At 72.5% G+C, this 15,878-nt stretch carries 13 protein-coding genes and 1 pseudogene; 11 read left to right on the forward strand and 3 right to left on the reverse strand.

Going from position 1 to position 15,878, the window contains the following annotated elements; translation table 11 throughout:
- Nucleotides 1-167 precede the first annotated feature (167 nt).
- Both ABZ386_RS13525 and ABZ386_RS13530 read left to right on the forward strand, forming a co-directional pair.
- On the forward strand, nt 168-2,027 hold the full coding sequence (locus ABZ386_RS13525; protein ID WP_351334870.1) for an ABC transporter ATP-binding protein: 1,860 nt from the start codon (nt 168-170) through the stop codon (nt 2,025-2,027).
- On the forward strand, nt 2,024-3,850 hold the full coding sequence (locus ABZ386_RS13530; RefSeq protein ID WP_358964779.1) for an ABC transporter ATP-binding protein: 1,827 nt from the start codon (nt 2,024-2,026) through the stop codon (nt 3,848-3,850). Before ABZ386_RS13525 ends, ABZ386_RS13530 begins: the two co-directional genes overlap by 4 nt.
- Here ABZ386_RS13530 and ABZ386_RS13535 read toward each other — a convergent pair.
- Together ABZ386_RS13535 and ABZ386_RS13540 are read right to left on the reverse strand one after the other, a co-directional pair.
- Nucleotides 3,838-4,117: pseudogene (locus ABZ386_RS13535) on the reverse strand (hypothetical protein); the annotation flags it as partial. The gene ABZ386_RS13530 and the pseudogene ABZ386_RS13535 sit on opposite strands and share 13 nt — an antisense overlap.
- 72 nt (nt 4,118-4,189) lie before the next feature.
- A complete protein-coding gene (locus ABZ386_RS13540; protein WP_351334864.1) occupies nt 4,190-5,131 on the reverse strand; it encodes an AraC family transcriptional regulator in 942 nt (313 codons plus the stop codon).
- 81 nt (nt 5,132-5,212) lie between these two features.
- Between ABZ386_RS13540 and ABZ386_RS13545 the strand changes: the two genes are divergently transcribed.
- Complete coding sequence (locus ABZ386_RS13545) at nt 5,213-6,112, forward strand: NmrA family transcriptional regulator (RefSeq protein WP_355725302.1); 900 nt, start codon at nt 5,213-5,215, stop codon at nt 6,110-6,112.
- Between the two features lie 12 nt (nt 6,113-6,124).
- On the opposite strand, the gene ABZ386_RS13550 is transcribed toward ABZ386_RS13545, so the two are convergent.
- Nucleotides 6,125-7,276 carry a YihY/virulence factor BrkB family protein gene (locus ABZ386_RS13550; RefSeq protein WP_114256000.1) on the reverse strand — a complete coding sequence of 384 codons (1,152 nt, stop codon included), beginning with the start codon at nt 7,274-7,276 and terminating at the stop codon, nt 6,125-6,127.
- Nucleotides 7,277-7,385: 109 nt separating this feature from the next.
- Here ABZ386_RS13550 and ABZ386_RS13555 point away from each other — a divergent pair, with 109 nt between their 5' ends.
- From ABZ386_RS13555 to ABZ386_RS13590, 8 genes are all read left to right on the forward strand, one after another.
- The gene (locus tag ABZ386_RS13555; RefSeq protein WP_355725299.1) at nt 7,386-9,020 is read left to right on the forward strand and encodes an acyl-CoA dehydrogenase family protein; all 1,635 of its coding nucleotides are present in this window, start codon (nt 7,386-7,388) and stop codon (nt 9,018-9,020) included.
- A 246-nt stretch (nt 9,021-9,266) separates the two neighbouring features.
- The gene (locus ABZ386_RS13560) at nt 9,267-10,544 is read left to right on the forward strand and encodes a GAF domain-containing protein (protein ID WP_356616896.1); all 1,278 of its coding nucleotides are present in this window, start codon (nt 9,267-9,269) and stop codon (nt 10,542-10,544) included.
- Nucleotides 10,545-10,775: 231 nt separating this feature from the next.
- Nucleotides 10,776-12,089 (forward strand): hypothetical protein, encoded by a 1,314-nt coding sequence (locus tag ABZ386_RS13565; protein WP_358964780.1) that lies wholly within the window; start codon nt 10,776-10,778, stop codon nt 12,087-12,089.
- A gap of 271 nt (nt 12,090-12,360) precedes the next feature.
- Nucleotides 12,361-12,933, forward strand: a complete 573-nt coding sequence (locus ABZ386_RS13570; protein WP_351334849.1) for a GNAT family N-acetyltransferase — start codon at nt 12,361-12,363, stop codon at nt 12,931-12,933.
- Between the two features lie 126 nt (nt 12,934-13,059).
- Nucleotides 13,060-13,143, forward strand: a complete 84-nt coding sequence (locus ABZ386_RS13575) for a putative leader peptide (RefSeq protein ID WP_311241247.1) — start codon at nt 13,060-13,062, stop codon at nt 13,141-13,143.
- 131 nt (nt 13,144-13,274) lie between these two features.
- Nucleotides 13,275-14,972: a nitrite/sulfite reductase gene (locus tag ABZ386_RS13580; RefSeq protein WP_356520046.1), complete on the forward strand. Its 1,698-nt coding sequence runs from the start codon at nt 13,275-13,277 to the stop codon at nt 14,970-14,972.
- The gene (locus tag ABZ386_RS13585) at nt 14,969-15,148 is read left to right on the forward strand and encodes a hypothetical protein (RefSeq protein ID WP_351334843.1); all 180 of its coding nucleotides are present in this window, start codon (nt 14,969-14,971) and stop codon (nt 15,146-15,148) included. Before ABZ386_RS13580 ends, ABZ386_RS13585 begins: the two co-directional genes overlap by 4 nt.
- Nucleotides 15,145-15,855 (forward strand): phosphoadenylyl-sulfate reductase, encoded by a 711-nt coding sequence (locus ABZ386_RS13590; protein ID WP_358964781.1) that lies wholly within the window; start codon nt 15,145-15,147, stop codon nt 15,853-15,855. Before ABZ386_RS13585 ends, ABZ386_RS13590 begins: the two co-directional genes overlap by 4 nt.
- The last annotated feature ends 23 nt before the right edge of the window (nt 15,856-15,878 follow it).

The raw sequence follows: 15,878 nt of genomic DNA on the forward strand, positions 1-15,878 counted from the left end.
AGACAATCCGCGCCCCGTTCCGCACTCCGTGCGCAGGTGCGACTGGAGTCGACGGCGTCTCTCACACCCACCGCGAGCGGTTCTCGAGAACGAGTTGCACCAAGCCTGGTCCTGGGCCACTCAGGGACCACCTCGGCCATGACCGGGCCGCACGGAGAGAGGATCACGTGACCCCCCTTGCCGACGGGCTCCACTTGTTGCGGACTCTCAGCTCCGCCAAGCGGTCCCACATCTGGCTGCTGGCCGTGCTGATGGGGCTGAGCAGGCTGCTCCCGGCCGCGACAGCCGTCATTCTGGCGGTATTGGTGCGGCGCTTCGAGACGGGGGGTACGACGCTGCCACCACTGACCGCGGCCCTGGCCCCGCTGGTGGCGTTTGTCGCTGTCCTCCTGCTCGGGCACGTCATGGACACCGTGCTGGAGCCACTGGGCTTCCTGGTCCAGGCCACCATCGACGGCGTACACAGGGCGTCGATCACCGAGCTGGTTTCGTCCACCCCGACGATCGACCGGTTGGAGACCCCGCAGGCGCGCACCCTGATCCGCGCGGCCAAGGCGGATCCGGAGAACTGGACGGAACACACTCCGGGTGAGGGCGCCGTGGCCCTCCTCCGCATCCTCACGGGCTTCCTCGGCGTCGCCGGATCCTGTGTGGTCCTCGCGGGGTACGCCTGGTGGCTCGTCCCAGTTGTGCTCGTGCCCGCTTTGATCAATTGGGCGCTGCGGCAGAGACAGGCGCTGCGGTATGTCGGGACGTGGCGCTCCGGCACTGTGGAGGGCGCGAAGGCGCAGATGTGGCAGGACTCGGCGATCTCCCCGGCCGAGGGCAAGGACATCCGTGTCTTCGGACTGGGTGGTTGGTCGGTCGAGCAGATTCAGCGGCACAGCCTGGCCATGGAGAAACCCATCTGGGCGGCGATCGGGCGGATGCTGCGCGCCGAGTGGAGCCAGCTTCTGCTCGTCGGCATCCCGCTGTGCGCCGTGTACGCCCTGGTGGCGCACAGCGCGGTGCGGGGGGAGACGACCATCGCGGTGGAAACGGCGGTACTCGTCACCGGGTGGACGGTGTTCCAGGCGCTTGGCTGGAGCGAGGAACTCAGGAGCGCGGCAGCTTCCGCCGAGTGCCTGCGCGCCACGCGGGAGCTGCGCGAGCTGCTCGCCCCGGAGGGAGCGGCGGTGCCCAGCCCCGACGGCCGTGGGGTACGGGAACCCGAGGACCTCGAGCGTCCACCGCTCATCCGGTTCGAGCAGGTCTCCTTCGCCTATCCGAAGACAGAACGCCAGGTTCTGGACCGTCTGGATCTGGAGATCCGTCCGGGCGAACTGCTGGCCGTCGTCGGACTCAACGGAGCGGGCAAGTCGACCCTGATCAAACTGCTCTGCGGGCTCTACCGGCCGACAGGCGGGGCCATCACCGCGGACGGGCGGGACATCGCCACGCTCGCCCCGGACGCATGGCGCCGCCGGATCGCGGTGGCCTTCCAGGACTTCGTGCGGTACCCCCTGTCCGTCCACGGCAACGTGGTCATCGGCAGGGCGGGCGGGCTCGCGGAACGGGCGGACGCCGAGGCCGCCGCCCGGGAAGCGGGGCTGGAAGCGGTGCTGGACGGTCTTCCGTCCGGCTGGGAGACCCCGCTGACCCGCGCCGCCAAGGGGGGCGTCGACCTCTCGGGCGGGCAGTGGCAGCATGTCGTCCTGGCCCGCGTCCTCTACGCGGTGCGCCGGGGAGCGAGGATTCTGGTTCTTGACGAACCCACCGCCCACCTCGACGTACGGACGGAGTTCGACGTCTTCGCAAGGCTCGGCGAGCGCAGGTCGGGTGCGAGCGTCGTCCTGATCTCGCACCGGCTGTCCACCGTGCGACAGGCCGACCGGATCGTCCTGCTGGAGGACGGCCGTATCACGGAGACGGGCACGCACGACGAGCTCATGGCGGCCGACGGCCGGTACGCGGCCATGTTCACGATCCAGGCCGCGCGGTTCAGGCGCGGCTTCGAGGACCGGCTGGAGGAGGACCAGTACCCATGACCGAGCTGGCCAGTGAGCAACCGATTCGCCGTCGGCGGTACTTCTCCCTCTGGTACGAACTGCTACGGCTGTCCTGGCGCCGTTCGCCGTTGCTGACGTCCCTGCAGTTCGTCATCCCCGCCCTGATGGTGGCGTCCGTCACGGGCAACGCCCTGGCCCTGCGCGGCGCGGTGGACGCGACGCTTCGCGGAGAGGTCTGGCCCGCTGTGGCCTGGGCGGCCGGGGCGGGACTCGCCGGCACCATGTTGATGGTGCTGGGGGCACTCGACGGCAACACCGCCGGCATCCTCATCGGCAAGGTCGCGGTGCTCGATGTGAATCCCGGTATCTACAGCGACATCGCGACCCTCGAAGGCCTGGAACACCTGGAGCGCACGGACTACCTCGACCGGCTGACCGTAGTACGCAATTCCGCGTGGGAAATCGTGCTCAGCCTGTGGTCGGCGACCGGTGTCCTCTTCATCGTCATCGAACTGGTCGTGGCCCTCTTCCTGCTGGGCACGATCAACCCCTGGCTGCTGTTGCTGCTCGTATGCGCGGCGCTGCCGCTCTGGTTCGACCAGAAGGGCAGCAACGCCATCATCCGCGCCGAAACCGCCACGGCCGAACCCTTCCGTCTCCAGCGCCAGCTCTTCGACCTCGGTACGGACGGAGCCGCGGGCAAGGAGATCCGCGTGTCGGGGGCGGGAACCGAGCTGGCCCGCAGACAGGCCGCCGCGTGGGACACAGCCATGGCCGGCCGCTACCGGGCGCGGCTTGTCGCGGCGGCCTGGAAGCTCGGCGGCTGGACCATCTTCACGCTCGGCTTCGGCGCCGGGCTGGCTCTGATCGTCGTTCAGGTGCTGCGTGGGCACGGCTCGGCCGGAGACATCGTGCTGGCGATCACCGTGGCGAGCAGCCTGCGCCAGTCGGTGTTCACGGGCGTGCACTACGCGGCGAACGTCGTCCGGGCAGGACGGCTCATCGAGCCCTACTTGTGGATGCGCGACTACACCGCGGCCGCACGGTCCGACGCGGCCGGAACGGAATCTCCGCCCCAGGTCCTGCGCGAGGGAATCACCTTCGAGAACGTCACCTACCGGTATCCCGGCTCTCGACGCCCCGCCCTGCACGACATCAGTGTCCATCTGCCGGCGGGCTCGGTGATCGCGCTGGTCGGCGAGTACGGGTCGGGCAAGACGACACTGGTCAAGCTCCTCTGCAAGTTCTACAGGCCCAGCGGTGGCCGCATTCTCGTCGACGGCGTGGACCTCGCCACCCTGGACACGGAGGGCTGGCGTGCGCGGTCGAGCGCGGCGTTCCAGGACTTCGGCCGGTTCCGTACGACCTTCGGGCAGAGCGTCGGCCTGGGTGACCTGCCGCACGCCAAGGATGCCCGAAGGGTCGGCCGGGCCGTGGCGGCAGCCGACGCCGAGCAGTTGGTCGAGGCGCTTCCCGACGGGCTGGAGACACAGCTCAGCCGGGACTTCGGGGGCGTCGATCTGTCCGAGGGACAGTGGCAGAAGGTCGCCCTCGCCCGGGCGTCGATGCGCCCCGGCCCCCTGCTGTTGATGCTGGACGAACCCACGGCATCTCTCGACGCCCCGAGCGAACAGCAGATCTTCGAGCGCTACATGGCCCGTGCCCGGGAGGTCGCCGGGCGGACAGGCGCCATCACGGTGATCGTCACCCACCGGTTCTCGACCGCCACCGGGGCGGACCTCATCCTCACCCTCGACAAGGGCCGGCTGATCGAGGCGGGCACCCATGACGAACTGGTCAGCATCGTGGGAGGCCGATACGCCGATCTCTACGGCATCCAGGCCGATGCCTACTCCGCATGACCGACCGGTGACGGGTCATCAGACGCCGCGACGGCGCCGCCGGCTCGGGCCGGCGCGAGGGCGCGGCGCAGCCGCAGGATGCGGGCCGGGGGCTTGGGGCCGTAGCCGAAGGCGGCGCGGCTCGCGCGGATGCGCCAGTGAGGGCGGTGCAACCGGCGGGCACCGAGGCCGAGTTGGTCGGCGATCGAGCAGCTCGTGCGCCGGTACGCCCAGGAGCGCCGGGGCCGTGCCCGGGCAGAAGCGGACCCCGGCCCACCGCCGCCCCGGCGAGCCGCGGCGCCCGCTCCGCGTACACAGGTACCGGGCTACGCCGCCGGGGGCCGGGGACGTGTGCGGGCGTCAGGCCCGGGCCGCCCGCCCCCGGTACTCCACGGGGCTCACCCCGTACACCCGCTTGAACGCCGTGGACAGGGCGAACGCGCTGCCGTAGCCCACCCTGCGGGCCACCGCTTCGAGGGTGTCGTCGGAGTCGCGCAGGCGGTCGGCGGCGAGGGCGAGGCGCCAGCCGGTGAGGTACGTCATCGGGGGCTCGCCCACCAGGGCGGTGAAGCGGCGGGCCAGCGCGGCCCGGGACACCCCCGCCTTCGCGGCGAGCGCGGCGACCGTCCACGGGTGGGCCGGGTCGTCCTGGAGCAGGCGCAGCACGCCGCCCACGACCGGGTCAGCCAGGGCCCGGTACCAGGCCGGCGCCTCCGCCTCCGGGCGGGCGAACCAGGCCCGCAGCGCGGCGATGACCAGCAGGTCCAGCATCCGGTCCAGGACGACCTCCTGGCCGGGGGCGTCCCGCACGATCTCCTCGGAGACGTACGGCGTGAGCGGGCAGTCCCACACGTCGGGGGTGAGGGTGAGCAGCGGCGGCAGGGCGTCCAGCAGCCGCCCGCCGATCTCGCCCCGCATCGGGTACGTGCCGATGAGCAGCACCGTCGCGCCGTCGGGCCGGTCGCCCCAGGTGCGGACGCCCAGGTCCATGGAGCCGTTGAGGGGCCGGCCGTCGGGGTAGCGGCACTCCTGGTCCGGCAGGATCAGCGCCTGCGGTGCCGTTCCGGGGTCGTCGGCGCAGGTGTACGGGTCGGGGCCGCGGGCGATGGCGAGGTCTCCGGCGCGCAGCCGCGTCCGCTCGCCCCCGTCGGGCAGGACCCAGGCGTCGCCGCGGACGACGAGCATCACGGTGAGCGGGGCCCGGTCCTCCACGCGGACCGCCCAGGGCGGGTCGAAACAGGCCCTGATCATGAACGCGCCGCGCGCGCGGGGGCCCTCCAGCAGGCCTGCGAGAGCGTCCATGGGACCAGCGTAGACGCGGTCGTATGGGAATGAGCCGTTCGGCGATGGTTCCGTGCCGCGCACGGCAGTTGACTCGACGGCATGACGAACACGACAGAGAAGACGAGCACGACAGAGAACACGACAGCGATCCCGGCAGGAAACACGACACGGGACACGCGGCACCTCACGGTGGTGGTGACGGGCGCCTCCGGCCGTACGGGTAGCCGGGTGGCGCGGGCCGCTCAGGCTGCCGGGCTCACGGTGCGGGCGGCGTCACGCGCGACCGGTTTCGACTTCCGGGACAGCTCGACCTGGGCCGGCACCCTGCGCGGCGCCGACGCGGCCTACCTGGCCCACCCCATGGACGTCGGCGCGCCGGGCGCCGCCGAGGTGATCGGCGCGGTCGCGCGGGAGGCGGTCCGGCTCGGCGTGCGGCGGCTGGTGCTGCTGTCCGCGCGGGGCGAGGACCAGGCCCTGCCCACCGAGGAGGCGCTGCACGCCTCGGGCGCCGACTGGACGGTCGTCCGGGCCGCCTGGTTCGCGCAGAACTTCAGCGAGGGGCCGCTGGTGGCGGAGCTGCGGGAGCGCGGGGAGCTGGTGTTCCCGGCCGACGGGGTGCGCGAGCCGTTCCTCGACGTGCGGGACATCGCGGACGTGGTGGTGACCGCGCTGACGGCCGGCGACCGGTACGCGGGACGGACGCTCGACCTCTCCGGGCCGCGGCTGCTGACCTTCGGGGAGGCGGTCGCGGAGATCGCCGGCGCGACGGGCCGCCCGCTGCGGTACCGGGCCGTGTCGACGCGGGACTACGGCGAGGCGCTGGCCGGCTTCGGGGTGCCCCGGGAGGAGGTCGCGGCCCTCACCGCGATCTTCGACACGCTCCTCGACGGCCGCAACGCGCACCTGTCCGACGGGGTGCGGGAGGTCCTGGGGCGTGCGCCCCGGGACTTCGCGGACTTCGTCCGGGAGGAGGCGGCGGCCGGCACCTGGACGGCGTGAGACGGACGCCGGTCACTTCTCGCCGGGCGGCTGTGTCTCCCCGTTGGTCTGGCCGCTCTTCGCGTGGGTGGACTTCACGTGCGTGCGCAGCCGGGCCGTGACGTCCTCCGGCGGCAGGAAGCGGGACCAGCGTTCCGGGAACTCCGAGGGCATGTCGGGGTCGGCCTCGCCCCGGGCGGCGGCGCGGGCCACGTACTCGGCGACCTGCGCCTGCCGCAGCCGCTCGTTGGCCTCGCGGGCCGCGGCCGTCGCGGCGGCCGGCCAGACCCGGTCGATGGCGGCGTTCACCGCGGCCCCGACGAGCACGGCGAACGCGGACACGCCGATCCACAGCAGCACGGCGACGGGCGCCGCGAGGGAGCCGTAGATCGTCGGGCCCTCGACCGTGCTGGTCAGGTAGATCCGCAGCAGGAAGCTGCCCAGCACCCACATGCCGAGGGCGACCAGCGCGCCGGGCACGTCCTCGATCCACGGGGAGCGGACCGGGACGGACACGTGGTACAGCGTCGTCAGGAAGGCGATCGACAGCAGGATGACCACGGGCCAGTACAGGACCTGCACGACCGTCGTCGACCAGGGCACGATCCGCACCACCGCGTCCGGCCCGGCCACCATCAGCGGCAGGGCGACGGAGCCGATCAGCAGGGCGACGATGAACAGCAGGAAGGCCAGCAGACGGGTCTTGACGATGCCGCGGACGCCGTCGAGGCCGTACATCACGGTGATGGTGTCGATGAACACGTTCACCGCGCGGGAGCCGGACCACAGGGCGAACAGGAAGCCGATGGAGATGACGTCGGGCCGGCCGCCCTTCATGACGTCGTGCAGGATCGGCTCCGCCATCTCCTTGACGCCCCGGTCGGACAGCACCGTGCGGGAGGCCTCCAGGATGTTGGTCTGGAGGCTCTGGATGGTGTCGGCGCCGGTCCAGGCGTCGACGTAGCCGAGCAGTCCGATCATGCTCAGCAGCAGCGGCGGCACCGACAGCAGCGTGAAGAACGCGGCCTCTGCCGCCAGGCCGAGGATGCGGTACTCGATGCAGGAGTTGACGGTGTCCTTGAGCAACAGCCAGGCGGTCCTGCGCTTGGAGACGTTCCGGTAGAGGGCACGCGCCCGGTGGAGGCGCCCGGAGGGTGTGTCGGGGGTTTCACTTGCTGGCTGCACCCCCTAACGGTATCCGTCGTGCCCGGCCCCACTCACCCACAGGCCGTCTCCGCGGCGCCCGGCCCGGTCCGCTGGTGACCGAGGTGGTACCGCGGGGTACGTTCGCAGCATGGCAGGCAGCACCCACTCCGTGACGAACCAGGTCCCGCCGCTGGTCGGGTACGACGTCTTCTCCGCCGACCGGGCCCTGGCCGCCGCGGTCGAACGGCATCTCGAACCGGATCTGCGGCCGGAGGTGCTCGGCGAGCTGTCGGCCCTCGGGCGGACCTCCGGCTCGGCCCAGGTGCAGGAGTGGGGCGCACAGGCCAACGACAACCCGCCCCGGCTGCGCACCCACGACCGGTACGGCCACCGCCTCGACGAGGTGGAGTTCCATCCGGCCTGGCACCGGCTGCTCGGCAAGGGCGTCTCGGCCGGCCTGACCGCGGCCTGGGGACGGCCGGCCGGGCATCTGCGGCGGGCCGCCGCCTTCGTGGTGTGGACGCAGGTCGAGGCCGGCAACGGCTGCCCGCTGTCGATGACGCACGCGGCCGTGCCCGCCCTGCGCGCGGATCCGGACCTGGCCGCCGAGTGGGAGCCGCGGCTGACGTCCATGGTCTACGACCGTGAGCTCAGGCCCGCGCACCTCAAGGCCGGAGCGCTGTTCGGGATGGGCATGACGGAGAAGCAGGGCGGCAGCGACGTACGGGCGAACACCACGGCGGCGCGGCCCCTCGCCGAGGCCGGGGCGTACGAGCTGACCGGGCACAAGTGGTTCTGCTCGGCGCCGATGTCCGACGGTTTCCTGGTGCTGGCGCAGGCCCCGGGCGGGCTGACCTGTTTCCTGGTGCCGCGGGTGCTTCCGGACGGCACGCGCAACGTGTTCCTGATCCAGCGGCTCAAGGACAAGCTCGGCAACCGGTCGAACGCCTCCGCCGAGGTCGAGTTCGCCGGCACCTGGGCGCGCCGGGTCGGCGAGGAGGGGCGCGGGGTGCGCACCATCATCGAGATGGTCGCGGCGACCCGGCTCGACTGCGTGCTGGGCTCCGCCGGGCTGATGCGCCAGGCCGTGGCGCAGGCGGTGCACCACTGCACCTACCGTGAGGCGTTCGGCGGGAAGCTCGTCGACAAGCCCCTGATGCGCAACGTCCTCGCCGACCTGGCGCTGGAGTCGGAGGCGGCGACCACGCTGGCGCTGCGGCTGGCGGCGGCGTACGACGACGACGGCGAGCAGGAGCGGGCGCTGCTGCGGATCGCGGTGCCGGCCGCCAAGTACTGGGTGACCAAGCGGTGTCCGGCGGTCGCGGTGGAGGCGGCGGAGTGCCTGGGCGGCAACGGGTACGTCGAGGAGTCCGGGATGCCCAGGCTGGTGCGGGAGTCGCCGCTCAACTCGATCTGGGAGGGCGCGGGCAACGTCCAGGCGCTCGACGTACTGCGGGCGTTGCAGCGGGAACCGGGCGCGCTGGACGCGTACCTGCGGGAGGTCGGACAGGCGCGCGGCGCCGATCACCGGCTCGACGGGGCCATCAAGAACCTGCTGACCGAACTGGCCGATCTGGAGGGCGTGGAGGGCCGGGCGCGGCGGCTCGCGGAGCGGCTCGCGCTGGTGCTCCAGGGGTCGCTGCTCGTCAGGTTCGCGCCACCGCAGGTCGCCGACGCGTTCTGCGCGGCCCGGCTGGGCGGCGACGGGGGCGCGGCCTTCGGGACACTGCCGCACACGCTGGACCTGGCGTCGGTGGTGGAGCGGGCCCGGCCGGTGGCCTGATCCGGGCAGGCGGGAGCGGGGGTGGTGCTGCGCCGACACGGCACCACCCCCGCCGCACTGGCCCGTTCGAGCCACTGAACGCCGCTCGGGACGGCGCCGCTCAAGTTTCAGCCACAGCCGGGCCGTCCACCAGGGTTGCAGGGGGTTGCAACTTGCTGCTGACTGTGGGCGGACTGTGGCACGCCTCCGCGGGGCAGGCGGCACTATGAGACACACAGTCAGAATCCAGTCGGGGGGCGCACGCGTATGGACGTCACGCACCTGGCCGCCGTGGACACCTCGCGGGCGGCCCGGGTCCTCAGCGAGGTCCGTTCCGCCCGGCTCTCCGGGCAGCCCGCCCCGGTGCGGCCGCGCCCCGTGATCGAGCAGTCCTGGGAGCGGATGCTGCGCAGCGGCGTCGACCCGGACCACGACTTCCGGGCGGATCTGCTCTCCCGCGAGGAGGTGCAGCGGCGGCGCGAGACGTCGGCGCTGCGCCATGTGCTGCCGGTGCTGCGGGAGGGGCTGCTGGCGGCCGCGGACATCGCCCACCACATCATGGTCGTGGCCGACGAGGAGGGCCGGGTGCTGTGGCGTGAGGGCAGTGCGCCGGTGCTGCGCAGGGCCGACGGGCTCGGGTTCGAACTCGGCGCGGACTGGCGTGAGGACGTCGTCGGCACGAACGGCCTGGGCACCCCGGCGGTGGTGCGCCGGCCCGTGCAGGTCTTCGCCTCCGAGCACTTCGTGCGCTCCCAGGCCGGCTGGACGTGCGCGGGCGCTCCGCTGACGGATCCGCGGGACGGGCGGCTGCTCGGCGTGGTGGACGTGAGCGGTCCGCTGGAGACGATGCATCCGGCCACGCTCGCCTGGGTCGACTCGGTGGCCAAGCTGGCCGAGGCCCGGCTGCGGGAGATGCACCTGGAGTCGCTGGAGCGGCTGCGCGCGGTGGCGACGCCGGTGCTGGCCCGTCTCGACGGGCGCGCCCTGGTCGTCGACCCGGACGGCTGGACCGCCGCGGTCAGCGGGATGCCGTACCTGCGACGCGTCGCCCTGCCGAAGTCGCTGTCGCCGGGGCGGAGATGGCTGCCGGGGCTCGGGGTGTGCTCGCTGGAGCCGCTGGCCGGGGGCTGGCTGGTGCGGGCCGCCGCCGACGAGCCGGCGCCGTGCCGGGCGACCAGGATCGTGCTGGACCTCAGACAGGCGCGCCGCTGGTCCGTGGCGGTCACCGGCGGGGCGGGCTCCTGGGCGCGGGAACTGAGCCCGCGGCACGCCGAGTTGCTGTACCTCCTCGCCCTCCACCCCGCCGGCCGCAGCGCGGCGGGCCTGGCCGCGGACCTGTTCGGGGACCCCGCCCGCACGGTCACCGTGCGGGCCGAGATGTCCCGGGTCCGGCGGTATCTGGGGGCGTTCCTGGAGCACCGGCCCTACCGGTTCGCCGAGGACGCCGAGGTCGAGGTGCTGCTCCCGGACGACCCGCGCGATCTGCTGCCGCACTCGACGGCCCCGGCGGTGACCCGGCAGCGCACGTCCGCACCGGCGACCTGAGGTTCCCGGAGCACCGCCCGCGCCTGCACCCCGAAGTCACTCCAGCCGTGCCCTGAAGGTCACCCGGCGTGCAGTTCGAGCCACTCCGCAGGGTGCGTCTTTCGCATATTTGCGGGGTCTTCGTCCGCCACCCCGCCCACCTGCCGTAGCATCCCCCTACGGGCCACCCCACCTGCTCCTCCGTCAACGTACGGACCAACAGGCGCAGTTGACCCGCCTCGGGAGGACGGTATGAAGCATCGCGGCAGACACCGGCGGCGCAGGCGGGGCAGGGCGCTGCGCGCGACCCTGGCCGGGACGGCCCTCGCGCTCACCGTCGCCGCCACCGCGATCAGCGCCTCGCAGGCCACCGTCGCCGACGCCGACGGGGCGCTGCAGCCGATCGGTGTGTCCACCGCGGCCGGGCGGCTGCCGCTGACCGAGCACCGGGTGCCCGAGCGGTGGCTGGACCGGCTGGCGTCGCAGATGGGCCGGCCCGTCGGCGTGGACGCGGTACTGGACGACGCCGACCGCCCGCTGCGGGACGCGGCCGACTGCCCGGCCGCCGACAAGCACACCCTGCCGGTCGAACCGGCGGCCACGCGGGCGTACTGCTTCGACGCCGCCGACACCCGGGGCTGGCGGCCCGGCGCGGTCACGACCTCGGGGGACGCGGACGACGACGGCCGCTGGGGCGAGCACCGCGTGATCCTGTCCGGCTGGACCCGCGGCGGCACCGGGGGCGGCTCGATGGACGGCCCGGCCCCCGAGCGGGGCCTGGCCAAGGTCGCCTTCGTCGACGCGGACGACTCCGCCCGGCTCCGCTACAGCTGGGCCCTGCTGGCCGTCCCGGTGGACGGCGGGCGGGACTACCGGGGGCTGGTGTCCCCGCTGTCCGGGATGGTCTGGTACCAGGACAAGCTGCTGGTGACGACCCGCGAGGGCGACCGGGACGCGCTGTACGTGTACGACATGGACCGCATCCAGCGCGCCACCGTCCAGTCCGACGCGGTCGGCCGGGTGCGCGGCGGCTGGGCGGCACACGGTTCCCGGTACGTGCTGCCCGCCGTGGGCTCCTACACCCTGCCCGGCGGCGACGGCGTGCCCCGCCCGGCGACCGTCTCCCTGGACCGCAGCACCTCCCCCGACAGCCTGGTCGCGAGCGAGTGGGTGCCCGCCGACGCCGACCGGCGCACCCGGCTGTGGCGCTACCCGCTGAGCCGGGACCCGGCCCGGGCCGGCCTGCTCGCCACCGGCTCCGGCGGCCGGGCGGAGCCGGTCGAGGCGTACGAGACGGGCACGGCCGATGTCCGGGGCGTGCTGGCGTACCGCTCGGGCTGGTACCTCGACCGCGCCCCGGGCACCCCGGACGGGCACGGGACGCTGTGGCGCCAGGACGCCGGGAGCGCGCGGGCGACGGAGTGCGGGACCGACGGCACCCGCCACTGTTGGAGCGACGGGTCCGGCTCCCTGTCCTACTGGGAGGAGACCGGGGAGGTCTGGTCCCAGTCCGGGCGGATGCTGTTCGCGCTGCCGCTGGCCTCGATCGACAGGGCGCTGGGCTGACCGGCGGCTGGACCGACCATCGGCAGACCGACGGCGGACCGGACCCCGGCAGACCAGCGGCAGGCCGGACCACCGGCAGACCGACGGCGGACCGGACCCCGGCAGACCAGCGGCAGGCCGGACCACCGGCAGACCGACGGCGGACCGGACCACCGGCAGACCAGCGGCAGGCCGGACCACCGGCAGACCGACGGCGGACCGGACCACCGGCAGACCGGCGGTGGGCCGGACCGATCGACAGACCGGTGGACCGGATGATTGTCTGACCCGCATGACCACCATCGCCGTGACCACTTGGTCCCTGGAGCAGACCGCCCCGACCGACCTGCTGCCGGCCGCCGCGCCGGAGGGGGACGTCCGGATCGTCCGCTCCGAGGTGCCCTCGCCCGAGTTCAGCCGGTTCCTGTACGCGTCGGTGGGCGGCGACATCCACTGGACGGACCGGCTCACCTGGTCGTACACCCGCTGGCTTGAGCACCTGCGGCGGCCGGGCGTGGAGACGTGGGTGGCCTACGACCGGGGCACGCCCGCCGGGTACGTGGAGCTGGAGGCGCAGGACGACGCGGTCGTGGAGATCGTCTACTTCGGGCTGGTCCCCGCCTTCCGGGGCCGGCGCATCGGCGGGCACCTGTTGTCGTACGGCACGGCCCGGGCCTGGGACCTCGCCGACCGGTGGGCGGGACTGACCCCGACGAAGCGGGTCTGGCTGCATACGTGCAGCAAGGACGGCGAGCACGCGATGGACAACTACCTGCGCCGCGGCTTCAAGCTGTTCGACACCAAGGTCGAGGAGGAGCCGGAGGCCGCCGCTCCGGGGCCGTGGCCTGGGGCGTTCCCTGCCTGACCTGCTCGGACACCCCTGAGCCGCCCAATGTGACCAAGGACACCCTTGTCTTGCTCTACGAGACAAGGGTGTCCGCATCTTGGACGAAGCTGGACTCTGTCCAGATCGCCGTGCCACGCTTCCGTCATGTCTGGAACTGGAATCGCCTTGGTGAGTCGACGGCACGTCGACCTCGGCCGCATGTCCAGCGCCATCTGTCCGGCGCACTGAGCACACTCAGCACGCGCCCGGCATCCCCCTTATCTCGCCTCATTCCCGCGCGATGACGCGCATGTATGCCCATGCGCCCGCACGCGCAGGTCAGAGCCGCTTTCCCGCCTGTCCCGAAGGACGTATCAACCATGGCCGCCACCCCGCAGAAGCCTGCCGCCGCGACTCCCCGCCGCAAGGTGAGCCGTCACCGCGGTGAGGGCCAGTGGGCCGCGGGGCACTTCACCCCGCTGAACGGCAACGAGCAGTTCAAGAAGGACGACGACGGTCTCAATGTGCGGACACGCATTGAGACGATCTACTCCAAGCGGGGCTTCGACTCGATCGACCCGAACGACCTGCGCGGCCGGATGCGCTGGTGGGGTCTGTACACCCAGCGCAAGCCCGGGATCGACGGCGGCAAGACGGCGATCCTGGAGCCGGAGGAGCTGGACGACGAGTACTTCATGCTGCGCGTCCGCATCGACGGCGGGGCGCTGACCACGCGGCAGCTTCGGGTCATCGGCGAGATCTCGCAGGAGTTCGCGCGCGGCACGGCCGACATCACCGACCGGCAGAACGTCCAGTACCACTGGATCCGGATCGAGGACGTGCCCGAGATCTGGAACCGGCTGGAGGGCGTCGGCCTGTCCACCACCGAGGCCTGCGGTGACACGCCCCGTGTGGTCATCGGCTCGCCGGTCGCGGGCATCGCCGAGGACGAGATCGTCGACGGCACCCCCGCCATCGAGGAGATCAACCGGCGGTTCATCGGCAGCAAGGAGTTCTCCAACCTGCCGCGCAAGTTCAAGACGGCGATCTCCGGCTCCCCCCTCCTCGACGTCGCGCACGAGATCAACGACGTCGCCTTCGTGGGCGTCCACCACCCCGAGCACGGCCCCGGTTTCGACCTGTGGGTCGGCGGCGGCCTGTCCACCAACCCCAAGATCGGCGTCCGGCTCGGCGCCTGGGTGCCGCTGGACGAGGTCCCGGACGTGTGGGCGGGCGTGATCGGCATCTTCCGCGACTACGGCTACCGGCGGCTGCGCACCCGCGCCCGCCTGAAGTTCCTGGTCGCCGACTGGGGCGCGGAGAAGTTCCGCCAGGTGCTGGAGGACGAGTACCTCAAGCGCAAGCTGGTCGACGGCCCGGCCCCCGCCCAGCCGCTCCAGCGCTGGCGCGACCACATCGGTGTGCACCGGCAGAAGGACGGCCGCTTCTACGTCGGGTTCGCCCCGCGCGTCGGCCGCGTGGACGGCACGACCCTGACGAAGATCGCCGACCTCGCCGAGGCGCACGGCTCGGGCCGGGTGCGGACCACCGTCGAGCAGAAGATGATCATCCTCGACGTCGAGGAGGCGCAGGTCGACTCCCTCGTCGAGTCCCTGGAGGCGCTGGACCTCACGGCCAAGCCCTCCCCGTTCCGGCGCGGCACCATGGCCTGCACCGGCATCGAGTACTGCAAGCTCGCCATCGTCGAGACCAAGGCGCGCGGCTCCCAGCTGATCGACGAACTCGAGCGCCGCATCCCGGACTTCGACGAGCCGATCACCATCAACATCAACGGCTGCCCGAACGCCTGCGCCCGTATCCAGGTCGCGGACATCGGTCTCAAGGGCCAGCTGGTCCTGAACGACCAGGGCGAGCAGGTCGAGGGCTACCAGGTGCACCTGGGCGGCGCCCTGGGTCTGGAGGCCGGCTTCGGCCGCAAGGTGCGCGGCCTGAAGGTCACCTCGGACGAACTGCCGGACTACGTCGAGCGCGTCCTGAAGCGGTTCCAGGCCGAGCGCGAGGACGGCGAGCGGTTCGCCACCTGGGCGGCGCGTGCCGACGAGGAGGCGCTGTCGTGAGCGAGCGCGCGGCCCCCTTCTACTGCCCCTACTGCGGCGACGAGGACCTGCGTCCCAGCGAGCAGGGGCACGGCGCGTGGGAATGCGCGGCGTGCAGTCGAGCCTTTCAGCTGAAGTTCCTGGGGCTGCTGGCCCAGGGAGTGAAGCGATCCGAGACCGGAGGGGCCCAGATATGACGACGGTTCAGCAAGAGCGCACCACCGGCGATCTGAAGGCGCTCGCCGAGCAGGCGGGCCGCGACCTGGAGGACGCCTCCGCGCTGGAGATCCTCCAGTGGGCGACCGAGACGTTCGGCAAGCGCTTCTGCGTGACCTCCTCGATGGAGGACGCGGTGGTCGCCCACCTCGCCTCCCGCGCGATGCCCGGCGTCGACGTCGTCTTCCTCGACACCGGCTACCACTTCGAGGAGACGATCGGCACCCGCGACGCGGTCGACGCCGTGATGGACGTCAACGTCATCACGCTCACCCCGCGCCAGACCGTCGCCGAGCAGGACGCGGAGTACGGGCCGAAGCTGCACGACCGGAACCCGGACCTGTGCTGCAAGCTGCGCAAGGTCCAGCCGCTGGAAGAGGGCCTGAAGGACTACCAGGCCTGGGCGACCGGCCTGCGCCGCGACGAGTCCCCGACCCGGGCGAACACCCCGGTGGTCGGCTGGGACGAGAAGCGGCAGAAGGTCAAGATCTCCCCCATCGCCCGCTGGACGCAGGACGACGTGGACGCCTACGTCGCCGAGCACGGCGTCCTGACGAACCCGCTGCTGATGGACGGCTACGCCTCCGTCGGCTGCGCCCCCTGCACCCGCCGGGTCCTGGAGGGCGAGGACGCCCGGGCCGGCCGCTGGGCGGGCCGGGCCAAGACCGAGTGCGGGCTGCACGGATGACGACTCAGACGATTCAGGAGACT

The sequence above is a fragment of the Streptomyces sp. NPDC006140 genome (assembly GCF_040628815.1).
In the GTDB taxonomy this organism is placed as follows: domain Bacteria; phylum Actinomycetota; class Actinomycetes; order Streptomycetales; family Streptomycetaceae; genus Streptomyces.